The sequence below is a fragment of the bacterium genome (genome assembly GCA_018812485.1).
Taxonomy (GTDB): Bacteria; JAHJDO01; JAHJDO01; order JAHJDO01; family JAHJDO01; genus JAHJDO01.
This window is the reverse complement of the sequence record JAHJDO010000171.1, coordinates 1-2874: the sequence shown is the minus strand read 5'-3', so window position 1 is coordinate 2874 and position 2874 is coordinate 1. Positions and strand designations below refer to the sequence as shown.

The 2874-nt window shown below is 43.4% G+C and carries 2 protein-coding genes, 1 rRNA gene and 1 pseudogene; all 4 read right to left on the bottom strand.

All coding sequences use genetic code 11. The features are described 5' to 3' along the window. Positions 1-247: ribosomal RNA gene (locus KKC91_12990) — 23S ribosomal RNA — on the bottom strand; the annotation flags it as partial. Then, positions 235-1149, bottom strand: a pseudogene (locus tag KKC91_12985) (SDR family oxidoreductase). The pseudogene KKC91_12985 and the gene KKC91_12990, both read right to left, overlap by 13 nt. Before the next feature lie 18 nt (positions 1150-1167). After that, positions 1168-2028 (bottom strand): UTP--glucose-1-phosphate uridylyltransferase GalU, encoded by an 861-nt coding sequence (galU, locus tag KKC91_12980; GenBank protein MBU0479453.1) that lies wholly within the window; start codon positions 2026-2028, stop codon positions 1168-1170. A 7-nt stretch (positions 2029-2035) separates the two neighbouring features. Then, a partial coding sequence (locus tag KKC91_12975; GenBank protein MBU0479452.1) for a nucleotide sugar dehydrogenase occupies positions 2036-2874 on the bottom strand: 839 nt, incomplete at its 5' end.

Below are 2874 nucleotides of genomic sequence, written 5' to 3'. Positions count from 1 at the left end.
GAGCCGACATCGAGGTGCCAAACCTCCCCGTCGATGTGAGCTCTTGGGGGAGATCAGCCTGTTATCCCCGGCGTACCTTTTATCCTTTGAGCGATGGCCCTTCCACACAGAACCACCGGATCACTATGACCGTCTTTCGATGGGATGAGATCTTCTAGATTATGTTTTTCATTATATGCAGCGATAATTATTGAAACTTGTTTCATGAAGATTCTCTTATAGGTTGTTTTGTGAAAACCAGGTTATTGTTTTTTGAATACCATCATGTATACTAATTTTTGGTTCCCAGTTTAGGATTTCTTTGGCTTTGGTGATATCAGGTTTTCGTTGTTTGGGATCATCGGTTGGAAGGTCTTTGAATATGAAAGGTGATTTTGAGTGACACATTTCTTTGATGATGGTGGCTAAATCTAGTATAGTGCGTTCTTCGGGGTTGCCAATGTTCACTGGTAGGTGATAGTTGGATTGCATTAGGGCATATAGACCGTGTATTTCATCGGTTATGTAGCAGAAACTACGGGTTTGTTTTCCATTTCCATAGATTGTTATGGGTGTATTGGTTAGTGCTTGTTTGATGAAATTGGGGACGGCGCGTCCATCATCTTCTTTCATTCGGGGTCCGTAGGTGTTGAATATGCGGGCAATGCGGGTGTTAATATGGTATTTTCGGTGGTAGGCCATGGTGCAGGCTTCTGCATATCGTTTTGCTTCATCGTAGATGGATCGGGGGCCGATGGGGTTGACATGTCCCCAGTATTCCTCAGGTTGGGGGTTGATTTCTGGATCTCCATATACCTCTGAGGTTGAAGCGAGGAGAAAACGGGCTTTTTTCTGCAGGGCTAGGTTCAGCATTTCTTCGGTGCCTATCGAACCAACTCTGAGTGTTTCTATGGGATATTTATAGTAATCAACAGGTGATGCTGGTGAGGCAAAATGATAGATTTCATCGAGAGGTTCAGGATGGGATAATGGTGTGGTGATATTATGGTTGATAAATGTAAAATGATCATGTTTGACGAGGTGGTTGATATTGCGTAGTGATCCGGTGATGAGATTATCTACACAGGTGATTTGATAGTTGTTTTGAAGGAGATGTTCGCAGAGATGGGAGCCAATGAACCCAGCGCCACCGGTTACAAGACATTTCATATATGTATCAACTCCAGTTTAGGATGTTATTTTTTGTTTGAGAAACTCGAGGAGTTCCTCCCGGAATTCCTGGCGCATTAACGCAACATCAATCGTGGTTTTAAGCCAGTCCATTTTATTTCCGAGATCATATCGTGTTCCATAAAATTCATAGGCATAAATGGGTTCTTCTTTAAGGAGTTCTTTCAGTGCGTCAGTGAGTTGTATTTCGCCACCATACCCTGGTTTGGTGTTTCGTATACAGTCAAAAATTGCTGGGGTAAGGATATATCGTCCGAGGATTCCCAGGTTTGAGGGGGCCTGTTCTTTTGTTGGTTTTTCTACGAGATCAACGATAGGGTAGAGTTTATCATCAATAGGATCATCATATTTGATGACCCCATAGGTATGGATATGGGTGTCGGGTACCGGTTCGACAGCGATAATAGAGACTTTGTGTTTGTTGTATTGTTGAATGAGTTGTTTGGTACAGGGTGTCGTTGAAAAGACGATATCATCACCGAGGAGAACAGCGAAGGGTTGGGTTCCAACATGTTTTTCGGCGCAGAGAACGGCATGTCCGAGGCCTAGTTGTTGTTTTTGACGGACATAGTGGATATCTGCTAGTTCAGCGATTTTTCGGATTTCTCTGAGTTTTTTTTCGTCTTTGTTGTCTTTGAGGATGTATTCGAGTTCAAAGGCGATGTCAAAGTGGTCTTCAATTGCTCGTTTTCCTCGTCCGGTAATGATTAGTATATCGTTGATTCCTGAGTCGACAGCTTCTTCGATGACATATTGTATTGCGGGTTTGTCAACGAGGGGAAGCATTTCTTTGGGACTGTTTTTGGTCATGGGGAGAAAGCGGGTGCCAAATCCTGCGGCTGGTATAACGCATTTCATCATGGTTTCACCAACAGATTCCTTCATAGATCCCTTGTTGTGCTTGGTCAAGTCGGCGGCCATCAATGATGAGTTTATTTTTGTAATTAAGTGTGGTGAATTCTTCCCATTTAGTGACGATTAGGGTTGCATCTGCATCGAGGGTTTCTTCTGCGGTGGTGCAGTAGTCTATGGTGGGGAAGAGTGTTTTGAAGTTGTTCATGGCCATGGGATCATAGACTTTGATTATTGCGTGTTCTTTTATGAGGGTTTGGATAAGTGGTATAGCTCGGCTTTCTCGTATGTCATCGGTATCTGGTTTGAAGGCAAGACCGAGTATTCCTATGGTTTTTCCTTTTAGGTCTGGGAGATGTTTTTTGAGGAGTTGAATCATTTTTTTTGGTTGGGTGTCATTAACGGTAATGGTTGCTTTGAGCATATGGGTATCATTATGGTGTTTTTGAGCCCATGCGTGGAGTGCTTTGACATCTTTGGGGAAGCAGGAACCGCCCCATCCAAGTCCTGCGTTGAGAAAGGCTCTTCCTATTCGGTGATCGTGTCCCATACCTTCTGCGACTTCGTAGGTATCAATGTTTATGGTTTTGCACATATTACCAATTTCGTTGATGAATGATATTTTTGTGGCAAGGAAGGCGTTACTGGCATATTTGATCATTTCTGCTGCTGAGAGTGATGTTGTAATTTGTGGGCAGGTGAAGGTTGAGAAGAGTTTTTTGAGTTGGTTGGTACTTTTTTTGTCTTGCGAGCCGATGACAATGCGGTCGGGTTGGAAGAAATCTTTGACAGCGACTCCTTCTTTGAGAAATTCGGGGGTCATGCCGACTCCGAAGTCAATTCCTGCTTGTT

Coding starts and splice junctions, on each gene's coding strand:
- galU (MBU0479453.1), bottom strand. CDS start 2,028: ATGAAATGCGTTATACCAGCCGCAGGATTTGGCACCCGCTTTCTCCCC.